The following is a 25,433-nucleotide window of genomic DNA, read 5'->3' as shown; positions in this document are numbered from 1 at the left end:
TCAGCCTTTTCTTGCCTCAGCCTCTAACTAGGCTGAGTTCCTTCATTCTTTGGTAAAATCAACATGCACATGATCAAGTAACTTTAGTGTGACTCCCAGAGCAAGGATTATAGCGGCGCTCACCCCTAACTCCACGATAGCCTGGGTGAAGTTCACCGAAGGCGCCTGGGTAGCCCTGCTCGCTATTGGGCTGTTCATCCTGGTCGCGATGCGCATTCGACGCCACTACGACCTGGCCGCTCAGGCGCTCGCGCTGCAGGCAGGGGTGGTTGAAGTACCACAGCCACAGCGCCTACCTGCGCTCGTCTCAGGCGTGGAGGCAGGCCTGGCCGAAGCGGAGGAAACGCCCGAGGAGATCCACCACCTGGTGATCGTACCAGTTGCCTCGCTGGACCGCGCCAGTATGCGCGCCCTGGCGTATGCGGCCTCGCTCCAACAGCCCGTGCTCGCACTGCACCTCAGTTCCACGGAGGAGGATGCTAAACGCTTTCGCGATTACTGGCACCTCTGGGGGGACCATCTGCCGCTCGCGGTTATCGTCTCTCCCTACCGCGCGATCGTTGCGCCGATAGTCAAATACATCGAGGTGTTACATTGGCAACGCCCCGACCTCACGGTGACGGTGATCCTTCCAGAAATCGTCGTCCGGCACTGGTGGCACCGCATCCTGCACGGTCAGACTGCGTCACAACTGAGGCATGCACTCCGACCTCTGCCGAAGATTGTCGTCACAACCATCCCGTTCCATCTGCCCGACTAATGCCCATTGTGACACGAAATTGGTGAAATTTGGAGCATGTTCTGTGGATGAGTTGTTTTCTCTCTCTCTCCATTTGATCAGCCTTCTCACTACTACAAAAGTAGGTTTATCAACAGAAGAAATGGAAAAATTTTCACTATTTTCGGTCGTATTCTGAGGTAGGCTTTATCCAAATGTTTCAAACACTATGTTTGCACTAAGCAGCAAAAGCGAGTGTATCCACGAGGCGATCAAAGAGCACCCGTGGAATTTGAACGATGGCTCCTTCGAGCGCTTATGTACAACCACCTGCCTTGAGCAGCATATCACCTCTAGCACTGCTGATTGAGCAGTGTTGGATTGAGGTACAGGCTGGTCAGGGTCGCCCCCACCACTTGCGCCGACTCCAGGACGAGACGTCCTGCCTCCCGTTTGGCATCCTCGACCTGCTGATCAAGATGGGCCAGCGCATCCTCGATCAAGGCACGTTCCTGCCGGGCCTTGATCAAAGCCTGCTCCAATGCAGCAATACGTGGATTGCCAGCCTGAAGTTCGCGCTCCAGATCCGCCAGATCCTGAGTAAGCGCAGCCTGCTTCTGGATATAGTGAGCAGGTTGTGTATCACGCTTTTTAGTCCAGGAGTCAATCGTGGGCTGGAGATCAGCATGTTGCCTCTCTGCCTGCCCATAGGTCAGCTTGGCTTTGGCGATCCGCTCCTGTATAGGAGCCATCTGGTCTTGCAGTGTGCGCAGGAGTGCGGCAAGTTCCTCAACGCTGGCTTCCAAAGCCTTTTCCCACTTGCCGGTCAAGAGCTGGACAAAAACACGTGCAACAGGCCGATACTCATGCAGCCTGATCCTGTATGTAGGCATCAATGAGCGTTGTAATGATGCGCCGTTTGGCCTGGGCCTCTTGCCGTGCTGCTTTCTTGTGCCGCGTAGCCTGAACAACGGCTTCTTGCACTTCTTGAAGGTGCCGGGTCTCAACCTGCGTGTCGAGTTTGGCACGTTGGGCTTTGGCACGTTCTTGTGTGACGCGTGATCCTTTCTTGTGCGTTCGCCTGTCTGCTCCCCTTGACTGCACGGCGTGTGCGATAGAAGAATCGTTGTTTGTCGCCTTCAATACCATGGTTGCTAGTTTCCTTTCGTCCGCATCATCTTGAAGTCTTACGGGATCTCGGTGACGCATCTGTGTAACACATCAACATACGCGAGCAGTGTTTCAGGTTACCGAGTACCAAGTCTAGCTATGCGTTCTTGCGATAGAAAAGGAATCACGTCAGGCGGCCTCCAGATTCGCGCGAGGAAGAAGCTGAGAGGCAGGTGTTTGCTTAGGTGGAAAGGCAGGTGGTCATGGATTGAATGGCTTGTGAACACTTTTGTCAGAACGTGGAACGCGAGGCAGGTGTTTCCCGGAAAATGAAGGCAGGTGTCCGTTGAACGCCTTTTGGCCATAAAGAAAACCGTCCTTCTCATCTGTCATCACTGCTCGCTTCATCTGAAGCAGCTTGTGAAGCACATTGAGAAGGACGGTCTATGAAGAAAAGCGGGAGACGAGACTCGAACTCGCGACAGCCTGCTTGGAAGGCAGGAACTCTACCAACTGAGTTACTCCCGCATAATCGGGGTGCGCGGACTTGAACCGCGGACCTCCTGCTCCCAAAGCAGGCGCGCTACCAACTGCGCCACACCCCGTTTGTTACGGTTGAAATATTAACATGGTTTTGACGGCTTGTCAAGCACTTTTCGGCGCGATTTCTCAGCCATCCATCATATCCAATTCACCCTTAGCGCGGGCGGTCATTCTTGCGATAACGTAGCTTCAACAAGAACAGGTTCCAGCGCGTGCGCAGGTTGCTAAAAGGGCCGCGCCGCAAGGGGGTAATGGTGACATTGCCAAACTGGACCGATTGATGGCGCGTACGCTGCGCGGAACCCGAACGAGGCGAGACAAAATTGGTGAGCGCGACACACACAATACAGATCATACCCACAATGGCCAGCAGACCTGTGATGAGGTTGGCCTCATGCGTTGGCGTAGCATAGGCATAGCCACCACCCAGCAAGGCCGCCACAATGGCGCTCAGGAGAAACCACTCGTTGGGGGAAAAGTTCCAGGAAAAGCCCCGAAAACGAGGGCCACGTGGGGGTCGCTCCTTCTTCGGGGGGCCTGACCGGCGCTCGCTTCTCTTCCCCCCAGACCCCGGAGAGTCTGAGAGTTCCAGGTTGCGCAGTATCTCTTCAATTTCGCGTTCATATTTATTAGGCATAGCCGCTCTGCTTCCTTGTATGGTTACCAGGACGCTCTTGCTTGTAATCATACCAACTTTTGAGCGTCGATACAAGTAGTTTTCTTCCTATTTTCTTCTATCTAGCCAGGTGGGTATATTGTTTCTGCCGCCTACGGCGGGGGGAGAAAGAAGAATTTGGGGACACCCCAAACCCCGCCAGGGGCTCCGCCCCCGGACCCCGTTCTCGCTCCTTGCCGGGGAGAAGCCTGGGAACCTGCCCCTGGACCCCGTTCTCGCTCTTCGCTGGGGAGAAGTGGCCCTTGACCCGTTCTCGCTCCTTGCCGGGGATAAAGCCTGGGAACCTACCCCTGGACCCCGTTAAAGCATTTGGAGCTTCGCCAGGGGCCGCACAGATCGGGTAGTGCTTGTAAAGGGCGCACCTACCCTCATTTTCTTGGCAATGCCCCCGCCCGGCAGGAAGGCCAGGTAGGTGCGCCCTTTAGAAGCACTACTGGCCTTCCTGCATGGGCGGGGCCCCTTCCCGTTCTTGCGTTCATCAGGCTTGTTTGGGGGGGCCTACCAGAGTCTGCACGCGCTCTACGAGTTCGAAGGGGTGAAAGGGTTTGGTAATATGGAGCGCCGCCCCCAGATCTTCACTGATCCGCTCGTAGATGTGCTCAGCGCGTGCTGTGACGATGATGACAGGGATGTGCCTGGTTCGACCATCCTCGTGTAACCCCCTACAAATATGATACCCATCCTCCCCAGGCATCATGACGTCCAGGATAATCAGGTCGGGTAGCGGTCCATGCACAGGGGCAAGGAGCTGCTGCAACTGAGAACCATCCTTCGCGCACTCCACTTCAAATCCATAGCGCACCAGGACAAATGCGAGTATCTCCCGCACCTCCCGGTCATCATCCACAACGACAATTCTCTTTGGCATCATTCCCAATCCCTTTACGGACCGCATCTCTCGCATGTATATATTCTCCCATACATGCTGGCTTACGCCTCTCCTCTGCATCTACTCTATACACGTTCGCCGCCCCAATGGTTGACTCACTCTACCCCCTCTGTTATCATATACAAAAGCGCAAATGGAAGTCAGAAACGCATCTAATTATGTATAAAAGGTGGAACTGGCATGAGTAGCAACGCTCCTTCCTGGACATCCATCCTCCACTCCATCATTAAGTCAACCGCCGAGCGTCAACGGATCGCCAATGAACTCTCAATCGCTCCCATGACCCTGACCCGCTGGGCCAATGGCGAGACAAAACCGCATAAGCAACATCTTGTTCGCCTGCTTCAAGCTGTCCCCGTCAAGGATCGCCAGGAGCTCTTTCAAGCCCTGGAACAACAATATCCCGACCTGCATGCCTGGCTGATTGAAGATACCGTCGATACCATTCCTTCTGAGTTCTTCGCCCAGGTCCTGCATATGCGTACCATCACCAACGAACGCCTGCTCTTCTGGCGCCTGGCCGATCTCATCTTGAAACAGGCCCTGGAGCAGCTCGATCCTAATCGCCTGGGCCTCTCCATTCGCCTGGTCCAATGCATGCCACCACGCGAGGATGGGGCCATTCATAGCCTGCGTGAGATCGCGGGCAAGGGGCACTTCCCCTGGCCGAGCGACCTGGAACACGAGATCTGCTTCCTTGGGGGCGAGACCCTCTGCGGCTACGTAGTTGAGACTGGCTACCTGCAACTTGTGAGCGACCTGCGCCATGAACATCCTCCCTTTCCCGTCTATCATGATAAATTTGAGGTCAGCGCGGTCGCTCACCCCATTCGCTACGCGGGATTAACCGCCGGGTGCCTCCTCGCCGCCAGCAGCCAGCCACACTACTTTACCCCCCTGCGCGTGGAACTGGCCAAACATTTTAGCGACCTGCTGGCCCTGGCCTTCCCCAAAGGAGCCTTCTATGCCAACGAGGTCATCAAGCTGCATATCATGCCCGAGCCAGAGAAACAATATGCCCTGATCAACACCTATCGTGAACGCACAGCCCGCCTGGCTCAACAAGCCGCCCAGGAACACTTACCCTTCGATAATACTCAGACCAGCATCCACGTCTGGCAACAAATTGAAGGCGAACTCCTCCAACGCTGCTGAAGCACGCGTCTACATATACCTCCGACGCTGCTGAAGCACGCGTCTACATATAATGGGGCGGAGCGTATCGTACCATTATATGTAGACGCGTATTTTAGTAGCGTCGTTCCACCACAACACCATCTCTTCCCTTTTTAATCAATGCCGTGTTTGCGCATGAGGTAGCGGAGCTGGTCGACTTTGGCGAAGCCGAGCAGCTCCGCGGCTCGCGTGCGGTTGTGCCGGGTGGATTCCAAAGCCCAGCGGATAAAGTGGCGTTCGATGCGCCCGTTGATCTCTTCCAACGAGACCGGGCCGGTGGGGCGCGCGTTAAACCACTGCTCCCAGGGGTCTATCGGACTGGGCGCCTGCCCGTCTTTTGAGCCGACGATCTCATGGGGCAGGTGCATGGGCAGCAGCTCTTCGCCGCTACTTAAAATAATGGCGCGCTCAATGACGTTTTTTAGCTCGCGTATATTCCCCGGCCAACTATAGTTCTGTAAGAGGTGTTGCGTCTCGGGCGCAAGCTTGCGCACGTTACGACCAAGCGAGCGATTGAAGTCTTCGATAAAATGGGCGGCGAAGAGTAGGATATCTGCTGGCCGCTCGCGCAGGGGCGGCAAGGGAATCTTCAGGACCGCCAGGCGGTAGTAGAGGTCCGAGCGGAAGGAGCCATCCTTCATGGCCAGTTCCAGGTCGCGGTTGGTCGCGGCCAGGATACGCACGTTGATCTTGACCTCCTTGTTGCCGCCCAGGCGAAAGAAGGAACGCGTCTCCAGTACGCGCAGCAGCTTAGCCTGCATGTCAAGCGGCATCTCGCCGATCTCGTCCAGGAAGAGTGTGCCTCCTTCTGCCAATTCTAACAGGCCGCGCTTCTGCTTCTTGGCATCGGTAAAGGCATACTGCTCATACCCAAATAGCTCGCTTTCAAGCAGGTTGTGCGCGATGGCGGCGCAATTGAGCGGGTGAAAGGGGCCGCTGGCACGTGGACTCTGCTCATGAATGGCGTGCGCGATAACCTCTTTGCCGGTGCCGCTCTCGCCGGTGATGAGCACCGAGGCATCGCTGCGCGCGATCTTGGAGACCAGCTCAAAGACGGCATGCATACGCTCACTATGCCCCACGACGTGATTGAAATGATAATTATCGCTGCGCTCTCGCTTTAACTGTCGCAGTTCTCTCGACATCGCGCTGGTATCCAGCGCTCGTTTTACAACTAGCAACAATTCCTCCAGGTCAAATCCTTTGAGTATGTAATCTGAGGCTCCTAACTTCATGGCCTCTACGGCGGTCTGGACGTCGCCATAAGCGGTCAGGATTACCACGGGCAGCTCCGCCTCATGCTCGCGAATACGCCTGAGTACCTCCAATCCACTCAATTTGGGGAGGCGCAGGTCCAGCAAGACAAGATCAATCGTATTCTTCTGGAGTTCGCGCAGGCCCGCCTCGCCATCTGAGGCAGTATAAACATCATAGCCGCGCTTGCGCAGGTAGCGTGCAAGCTGATGCGGTAGATGTGGCTCATCATCGACGATCAGAATACCCAGGCTCATCAACGCCCTCCTCCACTAACATCTCCTCTTCCAATAACATGTCGCCCCAGGGCGCTTCATAAGCATATTTTCTGCGGGGGCTTGTACAGGCATCCTCATCGAAGACGGGCAGGCGAATCGAGATGGTTGCGCCATAGCCATAGTGCCCCTCGACGCGGATATAGCCCCCGTGGTCCTCGACCAGGCGGCGCGTGATCGCCAGCCCCAGGCCGATACCGTGGGCTTTGGTGGTAAAGAAGGGTTGGAAGATACGCCCGAGTTGTTCTGGCCTGATGCCCTCGCCAGTATCGCTCACAGCGATCTCAACCCACTGTGAGAGGGTGATGCCTGGACGCTGAAGCCCAACCAACACCTGGGGTGAGCGTGTAGTGGCCACGTCCTCCTGCTCGCCCTCCGCTCTCTCCTGCTCGGCTGGTAGCGTCATGCAGGAGACGGTGAGGATGCCCCCTTCGGGCATAGCCTGCAAGGCATTCATGTAGAGATTAAGCAAGACCTGCTCCATTTGCCCGGCATCGACGCCGACGGCAGGGATATCACGGTAGACACGATGCACGACGACATTGGCTGCCTCGCACTGTGGCTGAATAAAGTGCAATACCCGGTCACTCAATTCGGAGAGGGAGCAGGGCGTGCGGTGCAATTGGCGCGGCTTGGCGAAGAGCAACAGGTCATGCACGATGGCATTGAGCCGCTCGACCTCTTTCAGGACGACCGAGCTCTCCTCGCGTATCCAGGCCTGGTCGCTTCCCAGGCCACAATCAATCTCGTCCGAGGGCAGAGGCTCGGTCGTGGTGGAGAGTTCCTCCATGATCATCTGCATAGAGGTCTTAATCGAGGCCAGGGGGTTGCGCACCTCGTGGGCGACGTTGGCGGCCATCTCGCCCAGAGTCGCCAGGCGGTCCAGGCGCCGCTTCTCCTCCTCCAGGCGATGGACCGAGGTGACATCGGTGAAAGTCACGAGCATACCAATGGGCATGTTACTCTCATCGCTCAGGGGCAGGGCATCGACCTCCAGGACCACTTCGCGCCCCTGCCGGTCGGTGTTCTTGATGGTTCCGCTGCGCAGCTCTCCCAGCAGGGCGTGAAAGGGAGCTGGCAGGCGCTGGAGCGGGCCGGTGGATCCCGGCTCGCCATCCGCTCGCGCCGAGGGGCCGTTCAGTCTGGCTCCTTCACCTGGTGCCTCGCCTCGGAGAGCGCTGAGGACCGCCTCGAAGGTCTGCGTCTCGCGCACCGGCTCATCTCTGCCTGGCGGCGAAGATGGCTGCTCAATAGGTGAGAGATATTGCTCATACGGGGCGGTCGCGACATGCAGGGAGCGTATATCCAGAACACACGCCAGCGGCTGGCCTACAATCTCGCGAGCATGATAGCCAAGAATGGCGGCGGCTGCGCGGTTAAAGGTGGTGACGCGCCCGGAGCGGTCGGTCGTGATCAGGCCACTGGGAATGCTTTCGAGGATCATCTCTTTGAGGCGCTGGTCCTCAAGCACCTGGCGCAGGAGCTTGCGGGCCTCATTGCGGGCCTCAATGACCTCGTGCATGAGCGTCATATTCTCCAGAGCCGCCCCCGCCTGGCTGGCGAGCACCTGGAGCAGTACCAGTTCGGACTTGCGCAGCTTCCAGGGCGCGTGATAGGCTCCAATGACCACACCCAGGATACTCGTCTCCTGCGCATACTCCTGGTCTTTGCTGATACTCCCACGCAGCAGGGAGCCGCCACGCCGCGCGCCAATCTTGCCACCCAGCAGGGGGACCGCGAAGAAGGTCTTCACAGAGGAGGGGAGAGCCTGAGCCACTTGCTGGCTCCAGGGATCATTTCTGGCACCAGGCAGTTCTAGCAAGAGGATTTCGGGAAACTTCTGTTCGCCAAAGTAGCGCAGGAGGAGGGTACGTAACTCTTCTGTCACCCATGTTTCCTTCTCGGGAGACCTGGGGCGCGTCCGCGCGCTCCTTGAAGGCACCTCTAGCAAGGCCCCCAGGTCGGCCATCGAGATCTCGCGTGCGCGCTGGACGATGACGGCACGCATACGCTCATACTCATACATCGAGTAGTGCATCTGGCTGCTGATGCTGTTAAGCAGCGACAACTCATGGATACGCTCCCGGTCGCGCTCCAGCAGACGTGTATTCTCCAGTAGTAGCGCGACCACGCCCGCGACGGCCTCTACCATGCTCACCTCGTCCGACTGCCAGGTCATAGGCGGCTCAGAGAATTCCTCGCGCGGCAGGCGAATGGCGACCATCACACCGATACAGCGCTGGCGATAGATGAGGGGTGCCGCGACATGCGTGGGGGCACGAGAGGGTGTGGCCCTGGCATGCCGCTCGCGCCAGGCCTGCGCCTCCAGGAGATCACCTGTGAGCAGGATAGGATTGATCCGCGCCACCGAGAGTAGCCCGCTCGACCAGCCCGGCTGATCATCGAAGGAGCCAGCCACAAACTGGAGTGTCTCGCCAATGCGCTGATAAAAGAGGACACAGCGACAGCGCAGCAGGGTCGCCAGCCGTCGCGGCAGGCTATCCTGTAACGTTTTATAATCAATAATGGCGCTAAAATCTTGTAGCAGGGCCTGCACGACCGCCGCAATCTCAACCTGCTCCACCAGTGGCACCTCTTCTTCTACCCATCAACCCAATCCCCACACGCTCCACAACGACATGCACCAGCCAGGCGTGCCCTCCCACGAAAAACGCCTCTCCACCGCTCTGGCTGAAATCAATCATACCAGATGCCCCCCGCGCAACGCACGCAATAGGACCGCTTTATGAAAATATTGTCACTAAATATCTGAAAGCGCTCGATAGTTGATGTGATATCGGGCAGATCAGAGCCGTACATATATAAGCCGTACATATAGACATTGAAGAATAAAAAATATGCTCAAACGGCTTTAAGGAGATCACCACATGAGGAAACATCACTTCCACCTGCGACTCATCGCGCTCCTGCTACTCTGCCTGGTGCTCGCGGCCTGCACATCAGGAGGAGGCTCACCACAGACCTCAAACCCTCCTACTCCGACCGCGACGCCTCCCATCACTCCGACGCCTACCACGCCCACAGTCACCAGTCAAGAGGTCCACTTTACGACAGCCGATCATATTAAGCTTGCTGGCCTGCTCTATAGCAAGAGCGGCACGACGGCGATTATCTGTTCTCATGAACTCAATAGCACCAAGGCTATATGGCAAGGGGTCGTGCCCTGGTTCGCCGCACGCGGCTTTATGGTCCTGGCCTATGACTTCCGTGGCAACGGCGAGTCCGAAGGGCAGCGTGATAGCGCCCAATATAGCCAGGATTTACTTGCCGCCATCACCTTTGTCAAAAGCCAGGGCGCGAAAAAAGTCATTCTGCTTGGCGCAAGCATGGGGGGATCCGTGAGCCTGGACGCCGCCTCCCAGGCCAAAGTAGCAGGCGTCATCACCCTCTCAGCCCCTCTCAAAGGTTGGATTGAGGAAAAGAAGATTCCCGCAATCACCGCACCCAAGCTCTTCATCAATAGTCAGGATGACGCCTACGCCGAGAATACTCAGCATATGTTCGACATCGCTCAACAGCCTAAAGAGATACACATCTACCCCGGCGGCGCCCACGGTACCGCAATCTTTGAAACCGAGAATGGCCGCGATTTAATTGACCGCATCATCGCCTTCACAACCAAAAACGCACCCCAATAAGACATTCCTTTTCCCTAAACCTTTTTAGTCCATGCAAGCATGGACCCTACAACGCCCTTATCCCTACACCTTTGATAATATGGGCGTGCATTGCGGGCGGATGCCCGCAATGCACGCCCATATTATTACCCCTGAGCGCCGCAGGCGCGAAGGCGGGGGATACAGTCCTCCCAGAACAGGAAGCAGGCTGTATTAGGGTAGACGCTGAGACGGAAAAAGAGTACAATAACTCATGCGCGAATATGTATGTATTAACTATATCTCTGTATCAAAAGGCCGGGTGTTGCAATGGCGCGCACATCGCCCACAGGTGCGCACGCTGTGACGTATGTTCTATTTGGGGAACGCGAAATTTAGAGGAGGAACAATGTCCGCCAAGGCGAATTCACATCTACCCTCAGAGGCCGCCGAAACGCCTGAGAAAAGTCTTGAACGCCTGCGCTATGAAAACAACAAGCTGCAAAGGCTGCTGGAGGCGCGCACGCAGGAGAACGCCCTGCTCAACGAGGTCATCTCGACGGTCGGCTCAACGCTGCGCCTGGAAGAGGTGCTTAAACGCCTGCTCGAATCCATTAACCGGGCCACCTCCTGTGATATAGCAACTATCTACCTCTATGATCCCGAGAAGGATCTGCTGGTGCTCTCCAGCGCGACCGGGCCGTACGAGGGCTATGTAGGCAAAATACATATGACGCTAGGCGAGGGCATTACCGGCTGGGCAGCCCTCCACCGCAAGCCAATCTTCCTTAAAGAAGCGGCCCTGGCCGATCCCCGCTTCCACTATATCCCTGAGTTTCAGGAAGAGAAGTTCCAGTCGATCTTTAGCGTGCCCATTATCGCCAAGGACAAGAGCCTGACAGGCGTGATCACGCTCCAGGCCGTGGCTCCTCACGAATTTAGCAAGCAGCAGCGCAATTTTATCAGCAATATCGCGGCCCTGGTGACGGGCGCCATCGAGAATGCGCAGTTGTACGAGAGCGCTCAGCGCAAACTGAGCATCCTGACCTCGCTCTCGATGCTGAGCCAGACCATCAGTTCAGGCCTCTATCTCGATGATATGCTCCGCACCCTGGCGACGCTGACGGTCCAGATCATGGAGGTCGATCTCTGCGTAATCATGCTGATGGACCAGGCCCGCGAGCGCGATGCCGACACCTCGCGCCAGCTACGCCGCCTGATCGTTCACGCCACAGCGCCCAACTGGAACGACCAGAGCCAGTTTCAGGCCGTGGATGTCGATCCGCATACCCTCGACCACCTGCGCAGCTTGAGCGATAAAGCCGACCTACAGACCATGCGCGCCTATAGTTCAGAGGCACAGGACCTTCCCGAGGGGGAGACACTTGAGCGCTTGAATCCCCTGCGCACCTCGCAGTATAAATCCCTGATCTCCGCTCCCCTGATCGCGGGCACCGAGCAGCTTGGCCTGATCAACTGCTATACCTATAAAACGCGGCGCTTCAGCGCGGAGAATCAGACGCTCCTGACGACCATCGCTAACCAGGTAGCCATCGCCATCAAAAACAGCCGCCTCGTAAACCAGTTGGCACAGAAAAACCTGGTCAAGGGCTTCTTCGAGGATCTCATCCAGGGCTTGCCGGAGAACGAAGAATCCCTACGCCAGCGCGCGCACTTCCTGGGCTGCGACCTCACGCAGCCACATGCCGTGGTGCGCATCGAGATGACGCGTGGCGATGAGAGCACCCACCCCGCCAGTGGGCGCAAGGAGGGCGCACCAAGCTCCAGCGCGCTCCAGAACACCTACCGCAGCCTGGGCAATCTCGTCCGCCGCCGCATTCAGGAGAGCGCTCCCGGCTCCATCTTCTATGAGCATGAGAACCTGCTCAATTGCCTGCTTCCGCTTCCGAAGGACTCCGATAGCCTGCGCCTCAAGACCTGGATTCAGGAGCTGGCCCACCATATCTATGATGAATACGATGTCAGGCTGGCCGTGGGCCTGGGCAATGCCTGCCAGCAGATCAGCGATTACCGCCAGGGCTTCGCCGAGGCCAGCGAGGCGCTCCAGATGGGCCAGAGCATGCACTCGACCGAACGCGGCCCCGCCGTGACGCACTTTAACGACCTCGGCGTCTACCGCTACCTCTACAAGATCGCCCACATGGACGACCTGCGCGACGTCTACCAGGAGCAGGTGGCAAAGATCGATGAATATGATAAACGTAAAAATACCGAGCTGCTGACCACGCTGGAGATGTACCTGGAGAACGCGGGTAACCTCACCAAGACCGCTGAGCACCTCTACGTGCACCGCAACACACTCATCCAGCGCCTGGAACGCATCCAATCCCTCTGCAGCATCGACCTGCAAGAGCGCAGCAACTGGCTCACCTTCCAGGTCGCTATTAAGATCTACCGCTTAAGGATGGAGTAGCCGCGTACGCCAGTAGCGGGCGGCCGCCCATGCAGGAGGGGCCTGGGTGTGCTTGTAAACGGCGCACCTACCAGGCCCCTCCTGCTGGGCGGCTGCATTTCCCTGGAGTGAGGGTAGGTGCGCCATTTACAAGCACTACCCGATCTGTCCATCGGAGCGCAGTGAACCCCTATTCAGGAGTGCGGGGGCGTTTGGCTTTTGCCGCGGAGGGGGATCTCTTTGAGGAAGAGGACGACCACGAGACCAAGGCAGAGTAGCAAGGTGCAGAGCAGGAAGACATGGTGGATGCCCTGGGTCAGACCGAGCTTGACGGCCTGCATGAGCTGGGTGTAGAGGTCCTGGCCCTGGGGGCCGAGGGCGGAGAGGCTAGAGTGGACGTGGCTCTGCATCTCCTCGGAGAGCAGGATCTGCGGGTTGTCGAAGAAGTGGAGGGTCCCGGCGGGCAGGGCCTTCTTGCTGGCCTCGGGGAGGGCACCGTGGAAGGCCGGAAGATAGCTGGCGTTCATGACTGAACCCATGGCCGCGAGGGCGATGGTGCCGCCGATGGAGCGGAAGAAGACCAACGAGGAAGTGGCCTGGCCGATCTTCTGCGGCAGGGCGTTCTGCACGATCAGGGTGTAGAGGGACATGCTGGTCCCCATGCCCAGGCCGAGCATGATCATGGCCAGTAGCACATCGCTGTCGCTGGCGTTGATGTCCAGGCGCATGAGCAACCAGGAGCCAGCGATACCGATAAGCATGCCGCTGATGGCGGCCCACTTGTAACGTCCAGTGCGGGCAACGAGCTGGCCTGAGATGACGCTGCCCACAACCGAGGTGAGCATGAGTGGGGTCAGGACAAGGCCGCTGTTCGTGGCGGTGATACCAACGACCCCCTGGACGAAGAGCGGAATAAAGAAGGTGCTACCGAAGAGGGCCATGCTAAAGATGACCGTGGCGATAGTCGAGATGGTGAAGATGCTGTTGCGGAAGAGCGAGGGCTCGATGATGGGCTGTCCGCCCTCGCGCTGCACGATAGACTCATAGAGCACGAAGACGCAGCCAACGCTGATGGCCAGGGCGAAGAGTCCCAGGATGATGGGCGAGCCCCAGGCATACTCCGAACCAGCCCAGGAGAAGCCGAGCAGTAGCGGAACCGCCGTGGCGACCAGGAGAGCGGCACCCAGGTAGTCAATCTTTGGCTTCTTACTCGTCTGCTTGAGCGTGGGCATGAGGAAAATGAGCACGAGCATGGCCAGGAGGCCGATGGGCAGGTTAACGTAGAAGACCCAGCGCCAGGTCGTATGCTCGGTAATCCAGCCGCCCGCGGTGGGGCCGACTATAGAGGAGAGGCCCCAGACCGCGCCCGTGACGCCCTGCCATTTGGCGCGCTCGCGGGGAGCAAAGAGGTCGGCGACGATGGCGATGGCGATGGGCATAAGTGCACCGGCGCCGATCCCCTGGAAGGCGCGAAAGAGCACCAGTTGATCCATCGTCTGCGCGGCCCCGGAGAGCGCCGAGCCCGTCAGGAAGATGACGACGCCCACCAGGAAGATAGATTTGCGCCCAAAGATGTCTGAAAGTTTGCCATAGATCGGTACCATAACCGTCGAGGCCAGGAGATAAGAGGTTGAGACCCAGGTGTAGCGGTCAAAACCTTGCAGGTCGGCGATAATTCTGGGCATGGCGGTCGAGACAATGGTCTGATCCAATCCTCATCAGGGCCGTTCATGTCCACAACCGGCAACACCCACCAACAACTGAGCGGCGTCTCTTTGCCTGTGGTGTGCGCATAGTAACTCAGCATCTCCAGTATCTTCATGCCTTCCTCAGTTTCGGGGCCGACTTCCAGGGCTGCACAGGCCCCTGTCCAGTCGCTATAGCACAACGCCCGGTGCAGCGGACTGCGACGTTTCTGAAAATCCTCGCTTCGACGAACACCGAGTTGTAAGGCACGTACCTTCATGGCATGACTGGTTTTCGTCGGGAGTTCCCGAGATATCACGAACCCATTGGTGTTGGGCCATAACCTCCGCAAAATGTCGTCTTCTGCGGGCGTCCACTGCGAGACGTTGAGCAGTTTCGAGCGTATTGCCTGCCGCTTGAAGAGAATCGCGCAATCCCACCGGTTGGCGACAGGGTCTTTCCATTTCAACAGCAGCTTATAGAGATGAGGGGAAATACTTGTCACTTGTATTTCCTCAATAAGCAGACTCAACATGTGGCGCTGCCGGTCAATATCCAGGCTCCAGAACTCGCCAGGCGCTTGGCCTAAGATCCGGTAGAACTTCGGGATGAACTGTGCTGGTTGCATCCGGTCATATCGCTCCAGCGCGCTCTGAGCCTTTGCCAGATCGCGTTCAGCCTGCGCCTGTTCGCCCAGATAGCGGCCCTCCTGCGACTCAGTCAGAGGCCTCGCCGGTCTGGTGAGCAATTTGTCGTAGCGGGCAATTTTGGCTTGCAGGGCAGTAATTTCACGCAGAATTGCCTTTTTCTCACTCACCGTTTTGGCATGCAGGTTTTTGTAGTAATTCTCGACGCGTGCGGCCAGTTCTTTGTCGTGCGCGGCCAGGGCGCTCAGACGTTCGACAATGATACGGTCAAACGTCGTGCATGGCAGCGACCATAGCCGATTGCTTTCCATATAGCTGTACGTCTCGGTAGTCTGAGTTGTGCGTCGGAGGTAGGCAGCATAGTAGAGCGGCGGACCGTCTTCAGTGCGCACGCCCCATGTATTGTCCGGCGCGCGGAAATGCTGGGTAAGCAGGGCCGTCTGATCTTCAATCGGCTTGCTCCGCACGAAGCGCCGGTGGTTTGGGCGCACGGTGCTTGGCTGGCCGTCGAGCGTGAAGCCGGTAATTGTCTCGTATGCTGGCTCGAATAAATCGCGCGGGATGGCCGCCTCGAATGCTCCTTCGATATAGACGTGGCTGCCCTGTGTATCCTTGCCGACACCAATATAGCCCTGGTGCATCAGATTGGATAGCCACGTGGACAAGCGGCTGTTCACCGTGAAGGTGTAGCCAAGGCCGGATACCGAACTCATTCTGGTCTTAAAGATGTACTGTTGCATATCTTCAGCTGAGGGAAAAGGGAAAATGTATTGCCGCTCCTCGATATAGCGACCCATGCGCGAACGGGAATAATCAAATAGCTTGAATTTTTCAAACAGCTCAACCGCGATCTCCCGCCACGGTTCGTAAATGACTGGTCGGTAGGCTTTGGTGATGAGCAGTTCTTCCTCGTCACTTGCCCCGAACTCCTTCATTATTTTCCGGTGCTCTTTGGCTTCCTGGATCGCCAGCCGGTCCAGTGTATACGGTGCGATCAGATTGCCCCCGACCCACTCACCGCGCTGAAGCTTCTGAAGTTTCATCTCCATCATATATTTCACATGCGTGTCGATATAGCCGTACGCCTCCTCCATCTTACGCAGGAAAGCTTTGAAATCGTCCTGAATGCGAAAATCGTAGGCACGTCGTCCGGCAACGATCAGAATCACGCCACGCTGGGCACACTCCGCAGCGAATTGGGTTGGCTGTGTCAGCCAGCGGTCCCTGAATAAACGGTCCTCACGGGCCACGATGATACTGCCAATTGTACTGTCCAGCAGCGCCTTCCAGAGTTCCAGGAGCTTTGGCCGTTCGTATATTTTTTTCTGGCCTGAGACACCAGCGCCTTCGTCGTAGGGTATCACCATGAGCGGGTCGTGATCTCCGCGTATCTCCAGAGCAACAGTAGCAAGGCCCTTCTGGCGCAGGCGACTCTCCGGGTTGTCTTCATCAGCCCCACGGCGGCTTTGGCGGATGAGCGCAGCTGTCTTGCGTGTCAAATCGATTTCATAGCCGTGCATATACCTATGGGTGTTGTCATAGCCGGTACTCTGTGTCGAGAATACGGTCGCAGCCTTAATAATGCGAACGCCATCACTTCGCATGACTTTCTCCGTTCGATTGACAGGCCATATTCCGTAATGCGACAATGCGCCCGGAAGATCTGTACCTGTCTGGTATGGAATATCTATACAGATAGATCAGCAGGACATACCGAAGAAGCCTCGGAAACTTTCGCGGTGCGCCTGCTGTGTGGTACGACTCATCTTAAGAAGCGCCCGTCTCTGACCAGGAGACCACGGGCGTTTTTTTTATGTGCGAATGGCTTAGGATTAATCGGCAAACACAACACCTTCGAGATCGGTATAGAGAATAGATGATTTGCCGCGTCGTGCGAGTTCCTGGTTGATCGCCTCAGTGATCGCCCCCACTTTGGCGCGATACACTGGATTGCCAGCCATCGCGCTACGCAGCGTATTTTTATCTATACCTGCCTCCTTAGCCATATGCCGCCGCGACCAACCGAATTGCACACGGTAATCGTCTATGGTCATATGCGCCCCTTAAGAGTAATATCAGGTATAGAGTACAATGAAAGTGACTTAATGTCAATGAATATAGACTATATTAATCTATTATGAATAAAAGTGGATGAATGTGACTGAAAGTTAGTGATAGTTGTGCTTCAGGCGTGCCTGCATCCAAGTAAGATACTGTGTCGCTCTTTCAGTACCCAGAAGGGCCAGTCCCCATTTGAGCTGTATCTGAGGATCAATAGCTGGCGGTCGCGTCCTTTTCCTATTCACAGAGTGTATACGCTTTTGCATAGTGCTTGCCTTTCTACAACTGCTTTACCAGTAATAAAATCATGTGTCCACAACGCGCTATTAAACAGTATTTTTGAGCGCATCATGTATGCTACAATCATGAAGTGAAATCTTCTTGTCATCGGGGTGGCACATCTCCTTCATATCTATGAATCTCATACATATGGTGAAAACTCAGCAATTTGGCAAGATCTGCAAACGCAGCATGTATTGAAGGTGGCTACTATTTTCAAGCACATGAACGATTTGGCATCAGAACCAACCCGCAAAATACAACACATAGATGAAGCCAGCTTCAAACATGTCCAATTGCTCAAAGAGCTGCATCTTTAGATGCTTGATAAATCAGATGCCAGACTTGCTAACTGTTTTTATATTGTTCCTCAAATGTTATGCTTCCGCACCTATCTTTTCAGGTATACCAATCGAGACGTGAGCATACCATTGCAGCCAGGCAAGAATATGCTGTTGATTTCCCAGATACCAGACCCGTTGTGGATTGGCATGCTCGCTGATTTCAATGACACGTCGACGGCTACGAGGTGCCAGACGCACGCTGATACAATAGCGATCAGTATCAATTCGTCTTTGGAGCGCACTCACCCATTGCACTAAGGGACGCGGCAAATCCGTCAGGAGCGCCTGCTCTTCTTCCGCAGGAAGATGCTGCGTCTTCGCCCAGGCCAGATAGGTCTGGATTTCGTACATCACCTCGGCATCGCCGGGATCATAGGGAGTAGCAAGGACTTCATTGACCGCAACCTGGCGAGACCGCTCGTACTCTTGAGGGGTCAAGAATTCGCCATCACGATCCACAAAGAGATAGCCGTAGCGCTCCAGGCCTTGTGCGCCACCTTCCGCCCAAAACTCCTGCAACCATTCGGCATCTATAATCACTTCGTGAGGAAGTGGGCGTTTCCCCTCACCTGGCTTGATGAGCCCACTGCGCGCTGCAATTTCAAGCACCCACTCCAGGCGGTTATAGGTCAATCCACCGTTCAAAATCCACTCTGCCCAGGCCACCATTTCGGCGGGAGGCTCTTCCTTCCCCTCCACATACTCACGGTATTTCTTGATCACCCAGCCTCCCCCCAGGCGAGCGGCACGACGTCCAGGATCAGGGAACCAGGTACGCACCAGAGCGTCCACCGCTGCCACATGCAGCCACTCTGGGTGCTCGTGCATACGCTTGAGGTAGACTCCGACATCCTCATTGCTCTGGTTAAAACGCTGTGAGTAATCCAGCGCTAGCGCCTCAAGCATCTCACGGGTCGCCGGTTCATACACCCGCTTCATTGCGGCTACCTGATCTCGACGTGAGAGAAAAGAACCATCAGCCTCATCCTCTTCATTCGTGGTCACAAGAGAGACCTCTTCTTGTGCTGTCGAAGAAAGCGAGGAAGAAGGATCATCAATAATTTTTCCGCGAACGCATGCAGCAATTGATCGACCTGATTCCTCTGCGGTATGCACCAAACCATCGACCTGTTTTTTTGTAAGATCCTGTTCTCTCAATTCATCTTCACTTTTTTCATGTATTTCTTTTTTTGGTAATTGATGATTATTGAGAGAAGTGAATTCAACGCGCGCACGCGCGTGTGTACGCGTATGGGCCTCCTGGATCTGCGTTTGCGTGCCGCACCGGTCGACGGTTTCTTGCGGCATCGGTCGACGATCCTCCACAGAAGTCGAAGGTTTGGCGAGAGGTCGACGATCTTCTTCCACGATCGTCGACCTTCTTCGAAAACGTCGACTTTGGCGTCCCATCATCGTTCGATCATCATGCATCACTTCACCTGGTGGTTTCGGCTGCGTTTCGGATAATGAGGAAACTGGCTCTCGCTCCTCAGGTGATTGTGGTGAAACCGCCTGTGTTAGGTGGGTCAGTTCCTCCCAGACAATCGTGGCTATCGATACTTTCACGGGAGGGGTCACACGCATTCCATAGGATCGCATCATCGCCATCAGGCGCTCAACCGTACGTTCCACCTGGTCTTCTACGCCAGATAACTGACCATGCCGTTGCGTCGTCTGAGAAGCATGATCATGTGTTCCTTGCTCATGTTGTGGAGGCGGGACCAGGCTCAGATACCCTGGACGAGTTTCCATGTCTCCTGTTTCCTTTCCGTCGTGATCGCTCTCGACGCAGGTGGTCTGCTCCAGATACGCTGAAACCCGTTGCAGCGCACGCGAACGTTTGACGCTTTTGCGTCGACTCGTGAGTTGCTGCACCTGCTGGGCACAGACGGGCAGACAGGGCGTCGAGGTCAGTGGAAAATAATAGGTGGTTCCCATTCCTTTGGGCTGTTTCACTTTGAACAGGAGACCTGCGGCTTGTAATACCGAGACGTATTTTGCGGTGGTATCATAGCACCAGGGCCAGCCAAGCGAAGGCGAGGTACAGAAAGCACGAAGGCTCTGGATCGTGAGCACTGCAACTGGTTGAGGACCTTCATGAGGGATAAGAGGGATCTGTTCGACGCGCGCCACACGAAGCCAGTGAGCAAGAAACGTTTGCCCATTGAGACAGCGCCGGTCCTGTGGGAACCCAAACACCTGCTGTACCTGCTCAAGCAATGCCAGGGGAACCATGTGCAGAGCATGCTGTGTAATCACCTGCTCCTCATGCACTTCCACACCTGCTGAAAGGGAGGAAGGACCATATTCAGGAGCATCTGCTGGTTGCAGGATACTCGCTTTATTGAGCATGTTGTTCTGTCTACCTTTCATCATGATAAGGCCATGCGGTCCTCACGTGCTTGTTGGTCGTGGAGAATAGCGGGGGGGTAGGGAGGCATCACGTGGGAACCACACGACCTGCTTCTAGTGTACAGAAAAACCCTCCCAAAAGGGAAGAAGAAAACCACCCAATAGTGGGCGAAGTACTTCGCAATTTTGGGCGAAGTTGAAAACATGCAGAGAGAAACAGCGTATTTTCCCCTTTGCATCTGTCACATTTTTCTATGTTCAATCCGCTCCCAAAGCCAATCACGCACAATGAGAGGGCGCATTCTTCACGAGGAGACAAGCAACATGCTCTTCAACGTCGATTTTCACTGTATTCTTCCCGGAAATGCCCTATTGACCTGAGGTGCTGTTTTGGGTACAACAAGAGTGGAAGTGCTGTTCATCCAAAGGGGATGAATGGATCCTGGCAATGTCCAGGGGTGCCTTTCGACCTCGCGACCGGGGCGGAAGGAAGTGGTGCAGCCTGTACCAGGGCGAAGCGGCTCTCCCTTCTCTCGTCAATGAGAGAGAGTCGTTCGCCTCGGTGGCACCACGGGCGCGAAGCAACGTTGAGTCTCTCCGTTACTCCGCGCTCCCAGGCACTCCTCATCCAGGCATCGAGCATCTCTGCCTGTATGCGTTCGCGTCTCTCGTCCACTGGTTTCCCGGCGACTATTTTTGCGCAGAAAGGAGGTTTTCCCCACAAAAGAGTATCAGTGACTCTTGTCCTCTTTCCCCGCTCGGGTGAAGAGGTGTGGCCCCTTTCTGTGCTTTTTTCGTCTCAAGAAAGGAGTCACCACCATGAGTCAAGGATCACTCTGCCCCTGTGGGAAACACTGCCGCGCTACCCAGGCCCTTCGCGATCTCATCGACACTCAAAACCAACTCTGCCTCCTGGCACGCGAAGAGTCGGTCATTGTAAGCATTCTGGAGAACCTTCAGCATGTGGTGAGCGCTTCCCAACACCGCTTTACCTCGTGGTTGAGTGCGGTTACCGCCTGCGAGACCGCTCAGGCCAATCTCGCGCTTGCCCAAAGCGTCTCCAGGTCCAGGAGTACCACACCTCGCTGGGCTGTCGAAGCCGAGCAGCGTCTTTTTCACCAATGGGTGAAGCAGCAGCAACACCACTGGGAACAACGGCTCTTGCAGATTCAACGGGGCATGGCCACGTATCGCGCCTATCTGCAGAAGTGTGCGCAACAGTTCGTGCTCACGCCGGAGTGCCTGGCGTTGTGTCTTCCACTTCTTGATGAGCTCTTACGCCATCAGGAGGAACGGATTGAGCACCATCACCTGGCATCCATCTCCGCACACGAGCTGTTCCTGCAATTTGAGCAGCGCTGGACCTACGAGCGAGACCGTCTCGACTATGAGATTGCTCAGGTTCCCCAGGCCTATCAAGCAGGTCGGAATCAAGCATACAAACAATGGGGCTTACACGTCGTCACCGGGATTGGTCGTCCAGTCAGTCTTACCCAGACGAACATGAACTACGAGTCGATGGTCCATACCCGGCAGTTGGATCTCTACTCACAACAAAGCAAACTGTTTCTTACCACAAAAGTCGAACAGTTTCGCCTGTACGTCCAAAAGATGGAAGGGGAGTACAAGGCGACGGTGCTTGCCGCCCAACAAGAGCGCTGGCACATGTTGCACGCGCACCTGTCCATGGGTGTTGCTGATCCCGACCAACTCCCATCGCTTCAAACGCTAGTCCTCTCATACTTTCTCTAATCCTGTTTCCCTCCGCCAAACGCAGCCCCAATCCCTTCTCCCGCGCGGGAAGGATGGGCTGCGTTTTTTGTTGTTTGTCACCGTGTTGAAAAAGGAGTTTCACGTCATGACACATCATGTTCACGCTTCCTGGTCCTTTCCTGGTATCCCCTACACCGGATATTCTCCCAAGTGTACAGCGGATACCAGACATGTGAATCACGTGCTCCAGGAACGAGGCCCCCTCGTGCTGCCCCGGATCAGCCCGTTCCCTGTTCTCCGCGTCTGGTGGACGGTATTTGGTCCCCTGGCAAGTCTCCAGGTTCCCCCAGGACATCCTGCCGCGAGCCAAAAGCTGCTCTCGGCTCGCGAATGGACAAGCCTGCTGCTCGTCACTGGCGTGGTTCTCCACGCGTCGCACTGCGGATCCCATGCTGCCCTGTAGGACATTTTTGGACCAAGACCAGGCATCGGCCTGTGTCAATTAGCCCGCGTGAGAAAGAGAACGATGATCATACACCAAAAAACACCCAACGTATTGCAACTACGTTGGGTGTTCCTTCAGTCCTCTCTTCTCACGCGGAAAAGAAAGGATTCTGTGATTCATGTTTAGTGTAGCATCCCTTGATGATGTTTTCAATGCAATTCCACCCCACTATGACGATTTTCGCACCCAGCAACAGGTGTTGCTCTCCAGAGAGTTCTCCCAACTCTTTCCCGAGACCGTGTACGGCGGGCGGCAGGTCCTCTGGTGGTGTCCTCGCTGTGCCTTTCCCTGGTGGCAAGCCGATCACCGGCTCTTCGTGCTGCAACTTTCTCCGGAGCAGGCCGCTCGGATCGGACATCAGTTGCATGCTCCGATGCATCGAGATGGCACCTTTCATGAATTACCGATGCGCATATGTCCCAGTTGCATAGGTGCCGTCTGTACCATCGACATCTATCCTGGTCGCCTGGGCACCCAGATCCTCTGGCATACCCTGCCCGATGCTACTCCCTCCTCCACGAAGGCTCCATCGACTGGCCTGGGGAGGCTCCTGCCTGCAAGCAATTTCCAGACACAGGGTCTCTTCCCTCAGGCCTTTCTGTTCGCGATGGCAGAACAAACAGCGGACGAGCTCTCGTGGCCTCTGGCGCACGTGGGAACGGCTATGCTCACTATGCAGACTGATCTCCCCGGGGAACTTGACGCGGTCTCCTGGCAGTTACGCTGGGTCGAACGCGTTCTTCCGCCACCCAGGCATCAGGAATGCGAGCCACTGAGTACCTCTCACCTTGCACGCCTTGAGCACCTGGTCGAACCTCGTCCAGGGATGCGCTGGCAAGGCTTTCTCTGGCGAGTCCCCGACTTACTCAATAACGTACTGTACACCCGTCACCCTCTCACGCTTCTGTACGCTGCTCTCTTGCCAGAGGACGAACCCACCTCCAATGTAAACCTCTATTCCCTCTGGCAACGCCTACTGCCACACGTCTTTGACGTTGTTCAATGGGATGAGCCACACGCATGATGACGACCCCTCAATGGAATGGGCGCTCGCCCATGCCCACTGCCCGCTCTCCTCCTCCAGTCCATTTTCCACGCTCCTTCTTCTTCCTTCACTCCCGCCAGGAACACTCTCTCACGATGCTGCGCTTCATAACGCATAGAAGAGTGCTCCTGGTGTGTGTGTGTTTTTCAGAAAGGAATCTGTATCGCTATGACGGATTTGCTTCTTCCCTGCTGGTACAGGGCCGTTGAAGTCCCCGGCCCTCGCGAGCAAAAGGCCCTCTTTGCTACGTTCAAAACCCTGCTCGCAACCGTACAAGGAACGCTGACAGTCAACACCTACATGGTGGCTGGTCGCTACTATGCCGTCCTCTTTTGCCTTGATGAGACACCCCCTCCAGAGCATGAGCAAAAGCGCCTGGAGGCCACCTTCGCGCCCTATCTTCCTTTTCTGACACTTGATGAGACCTTCCTCGATGCCCTGGTGCGGGCTCGTTTAAGCAAAGAACCTGAGATTGCTGCTGACACGCGGTATGGACGCCTCCACGTCTCCCACAAGCAGCGTCCGATCACCCTTACTGATCCCGATCACCCCGAACTTTCTGAGGAAGAGCGAACACAACGTCAGCAGTCCTGGATTGCCACGATTGAGGCGCTGCTTGCAGAGGGGAAACCCTTCGTCGAGGTCTTCAAAATGATGTTCGCCGGGGAGCGGCTGACATCAGGCATTCCCTTGCCACAAACTGACCCCTTTCAAGCCAACATCTTTTGCCAGATGCTCGATCATGCCCAGCTCTGGCTCTGGACAGCCTCAGCCAGACAGATGTATCAGGATCTGGCACAAACCCTTGAAGCGTTCTGCATGCGTCAGGGCTGGACAACACGAGAAGATCAACTGGCCCACTACAATACCCTGGTCACAGACCTCTTCCAGACGGATCAACGCCTCTGGATCGAGTTTGATGAGCCGCAACCTGATCTCCTTGGCCGTGTGCGAGCTGTGTTTGTCTACCCACGCTACCCCGAGCAGGAGCTGAACAGGCTGCTTGATCCGCGCGAGGATTTGATCGCGTGGCTTCAGGCTCATCAGATCCTCGGTCAGGAAGCGGCACGCTGGAACATTGATGTCATTGGTGAGAATGCGAGTGTGCTCTTGCGCCTCTCCTACGACACCCAGTACTCGTGCTGGGTGCTACCGGAAGACCAATATATGAGCCAGGTATTCGCATGGACACGCTGGCTTGCTATCGCAACTGGGATGCTCCACAAACGCTATGCACGCACCCCGCAAGTTCCAGCATTTCCTGAGCATATCGCATCCTATCAGATCAAAGAGCAGGTGCCTCGCAAGCGAGGGAAAGGGAAACCGAAAGACAAATGGGTCACACACAGCAGGAGGTATACCACCGTCACCTATGATCTCTCAGAAAAACCTCCCATAGTTCGCGCGAACGACGCGGCAGAAGACGAGCATCTGCCCAAACGTCAGAACTGGCTGGCCCAGGCCCAACCCGATGACCTGATTTATGAGCAGAGGGTCATTGACACCTTTACCCGTAGCTACCCGACGCGCAAGGATGGCACCCGCCGAGAGGGAGAGGTCACCGTCAAGCACCTCGAACCCAAGTGGGTCCCGCTTCTGCGACCTGCACTGCGCAAGCAGCAGGTGATCAAAAAAGCCGTTGCCAAATCCTACGAAACGTCCCCTGTGCTTCCAGAACAGGAAGTACAAGATGCGCACCTATCGATGCCATCAGTGAGCGAGAGCACAGAGGAAAGGAGGGACCCATCATGCTAGTCATACGACGCAAGAAAGGGGAGCGAATCATCCTCTCAGGCAATATCGTTCTCGAAGTGCTTGAAGTAGAAGAGGGGAGAATAAAACTCGGTATCACCGCTCCTCCCGAGGTCACTATCGTGCGCGAGGAATTACTGCAGCGGCAATCACCCCTGCCGAAGCCTCCTGTCACCAAACCAGAGTGAGATGCTTGTTCCCTTTTCAATGAAAAAGCCGTTTTTTGAGAAAGTGAGGAGAAACATGTAACCACAGCATGTTCTCACCCGTATTACAGGAGAACATGTGTTCTCATTTGTGAGAACCGCATCGCATAAGAAGGGAGATTCTTGGGTGGATGTTGAGTCCCTCCATTTGTCCAAGGATCTCCTGGCGCTG

The 25,433-nt window shown here is 55.9% G+C and carries 20 protein-coding genes and 2 tRNA genes; 9 read left to right on the top strand and 13 right to left on the bottom strand.

Going from position 1 to position 25,433, the window contains the following annotated elements; translation table 11 throughout:
• Positions 1 to 88: 88 nt before the first annotated feature.
• Complete coding sequence (locus KTE_RS20790; RefSeq protein WP_201384210.1) at positions 89 to 760, top strand: hypothetical protein; 672 nt, start codon at positions 89 to 91, stop codon at positions 758 to 760.
• A 311-nt stretch (positions 761 to 1,071) separates the two neighbouring features.
• On the opposite strand, the gene KTE_RS20785 is transcribed toward KTE_RS20790, so the two are convergent.
• From KTE_RS20785 to KTE_RS20760, 6 genes are all read right to left on the bottom strand, one after another.
• Positions 1,072 to 1,611: a hypothetical protein gene (locus KTE_RS20785; RefSeq protein WP_201384208.1), complete on the bottom strand. Its 540-nt coding sequence runs from the start codon at positions 1,609 to 1,611 to the stop codon at positions 1,072 to 1,074.
• A complete protein-coding gene (locus tag KTE_RS20780) occupies positions 1,583 to 1,867 on the bottom strand; it encodes a hypothetical protein (RefSeq protein ID WP_201384206.1) in 285 nt (94 codons plus the stop codon). Before KTE_RS20780 ends, KTE_RS20785 begins: the two co-directional genes overlap by 29 nt.
• Before the next feature lie 416 nt (positions 1,868 to 2,283).
• Positions 2,284 to 2,356 (bottom strand) — tRNA-Gly (locus KTE_RS20775).
• A gap of 4 nt (positions 2,357 to 2,360) precedes the next feature.
• Positions 2,361 to 2,433: transfer RNA gene (locus KTE_RS20770), tRNA-Pro, on the bottom strand.
• A 92-nt stretch (positions 2,434 to 2,525) separates the two neighbouring features.
• Positions 2,526 to 3,008 (bottom strand): hypothetical protein, encoded by a 483-nt coding sequence (locus KTE_RS20765; RefSeq protein ID WP_201384204.1) that lies wholly within the window; start codon positions 3,006 to 3,008, stop codon positions 2,526 to 2,528.
• 517 nt (positions 3,009 to 3,525) lie between these two features.
• Positions 3,526 to 3,918 carry a PleD family two-component system response regulator gene (locus KTE_RS20760; protein WP_201384201.1) on the bottom strand — a complete coding sequence of 131 codons (393 nt, stop codon included), beginning with the start codon at positions 3,916 to 3,918 and terminating at the stop codon, positions 3,526 to 3,528.
• A gap of 198 nt (positions 3,919 to 4,116) precedes the next feature.
• Here KTE_RS20760 and KTE_RS20755 point away from each other — a divergent pair, with 198 nt between their 5' ends.
• On the top strand, positions 4,117 to 5,091 hold the full coding sequence (locus KTE_RS20755) for a GAF domain-containing protein (RefSeq protein WP_201384199.1): 975 nt from the start codon (positions 4,117 to 4,119) through the stop codon (positions 5,089 to 5,091).
• Between the two features lie 134 nt (positions 5,092 to 5,225).
• Here the strand turns inward: KTE_RS20755 and KTE_RS20750 are convergent, their stop codons facing one another.
• The 3 genes from KTE_RS20750 to KTE_RS48915 are packed head-to-tail and all read right to left on the bottom strand — an operon-like array spanning position 5,226 to position 9,346.
• Positions 5,226 to 6,623 (bottom strand): sigma-54 dependent transcriptional regulator, encoded by a 1,398-nt coding sequence (locus KTE_RS20750; protein ID WP_201368982.1) that lies wholly within the window; start codon positions 6,621 to 6,623, stop codon positions 5,226 to 5,228.
• A complete protein-coding gene (locus tag KTE_RS20745) occupies positions 6,595 to 9,225 on the bottom strand; it encodes a sensor histidine kinase (RefSeq protein ID WP_201384197.1) in 2,631 nt (876 codons plus the stop codon). Before KTE_RS20745 ends, KTE_RS20750 begins: the two co-directional genes overlap by 29 nt.
• Positions 9,212 to 9,346, bottom strand: a complete 135-nt coding sequence (locus KTE_RS48915; RefSeq protein ID WP_255552917.1) for a hypothetical protein — start codon at positions 9,344 to 9,346, stop codon at positions 9,212 to 9,214. The genes KTE_RS20745 and KTE_RS48915 overlap by 14 nt, the downstream gene beginning before the upstream one ends.
• 183 nt (positions 9,347 to 9,529) lie before the next feature.
• On the opposite strand from KTE_RS48915, the gene KTE_RS20740 reads away from it, so the two are divergent.
• Together KTE_RS20740 and KTE_RS20735 are read left to right on the top strand one after the other, a co-directional pair.
• Positions 9,530 to 10,300, top strand: coding sequence for an alpha/beta hydrolase (locus KTE_RS20740; protein ID WP_201384195.1), 771 nt, complete (start codon positions 9,530 to 9,532; stop codon positions 10,298 to 10,300).
• Positions 10,301 to 10,667: 367 nt separating this feature from the next.
• Positions 10,668 to 12,692, top strand: coding sequence for a GAF domain-containing protein (locus tag KTE_RS20735; protein ID WP_201384193.1), 2,025 nt, complete (start codon positions 10,668 to 10,670; stop codon positions 12,690 to 12,692).
• Positions 12,693 to 12,865: 173 nt separating this feature from the next.
• Here KTE_RS20735 and KTE_RS20730 read toward each other — a convergent pair whose 3' ends face one another.
• The 4 genes from KTE_RS20730 to KTE_RS20715 form a co-directional block, all read right to left on the bottom strand.
• Entirely contained in the window at positions 12,866 to 14,383 is a 1,518-nt protein-coding gene (locus KTE_RS20730) for an MDR family MFS transporter (RefSeq protein ID WP_236600504.1), read from the bottom strand.
• Positions 14,384 to 16,836: 2,453 nt separating this feature from the next.
• The gene (locus KTE_RS20725) at positions 16,837 to 17,058 is read right to left on the bottom strand and encodes an XRE family transcriptional regulator (RefSeq protein ID WP_201384191.1); all 222 of its coding nucleotides are present in this window, start codon (positions 17,056 to 17,058) and stop codon (positions 16,837 to 16,839) included.
• Between the two features lie 663 nt (positions 17,059 to 17,721).
• On the bottom strand, positions 17,722 to 20,064 hold the full coding sequence (locus tag KTE_RS20720; protein WP_236600503.1) for a hypothetical protein: 2,343 nt from the start codon (positions 20,062 to 20,064) through the stop codon (positions 17,722 to 17,724).
• 394 nt (positions 20,065 to 20,458) lie between these two features.
• Complete coding sequence (locus tag KTE_RS20715) at positions 20,459 to 20,716, bottom strand: hypothetical protein (RefSeq protein ID WP_201384189.1); 258 nt, start codon at positions 20,714 to 20,716, stop codon at positions 20,459 to 20,461.
• A 143-nt stretch (positions 20,717 to 20,859) separates the two neighbouring features.
• Between KTE_RS20715 and KTE_RS20710 the strand changes: the two genes are divergently transcribed.
• The 5 genes from KTE_RS20710 to KTE_RS20690 all read left to right on the top strand — a co-directional run bounded on the left by KTE_RS20710 (position 20,860) and on the right by KTE_RS20690 (position 25,243).
• On the top strand, positions 20,860 to 21,792 hold the full coding sequence (locus tag KTE_RS20710) for a hypothetical protein (protein ID WP_201384187.1): 933 nt from the start codon (positions 20,860 to 20,862) through the stop codon (positions 21,790 to 21,792).
• 106 nt (positions 21,793 to 21,898) lie between these two features.
• A complete protein-coding gene (locus KTE_RS20705) occupies positions 21,899 to 22,216 on the top strand; it encodes a hypothetical protein (RefSeq protein WP_201384185.1) in 318 nt (105 codons plus the stop codon).
• Between the two features lie 160 nt (positions 22,217 to 22,376).
• Entirely contained in the window at positions 22,377 to 23,282 is a 906-nt protein-coding gene (locus KTE_RS20700; RefSeq protein WP_201384183.1) for a hypothetical protein, read from the top strand.
• 189 nt (positions 23,283 to 23,471) lie between these two features.
• Positions 23,472 to 25,058, top strand: a complete 1,587-nt coding sequence (locus tag KTE_RS20695) for a hypothetical protein (protein ID WP_201384181.1) — start codon at positions 23,472 to 23,474, stop codon at positions 25,056 to 25,058.
• On the top strand, positions 25,052 to 25,243 hold the full coding sequence (locus KTE_RS20690; RefSeq protein ID WP_201384179.1) for a carbon storage regulator: 192 nt from the start codon (positions 25,052 to 25,054) through the stop codon (positions 25,241 to 25,243). Before KTE_RS20695 ends, KTE_RS20690 begins: the two co-directional genes overlap by 7 nt.
• The last annotated feature ends 190 nt before the right edge of the window (positions 25,244 to 25,433 follow it).

It is taken from the genome of Ktedonobacter sp. SOSP1-85, assembly GCF_016587415.1.
In the GTDB taxonomy this organism is placed as follows: domain Bacteria; phylum Chloroflexota; class Ktedonobacteria; order Ktedonobacterales; family Ktedonobacteraceae; genus Ktedonobacter.
The sequence above is the reverse complement of the archived record's forward strand: the minus strand, read 5'-3'. Positions and strand labels throughout refer to the sequence as shown.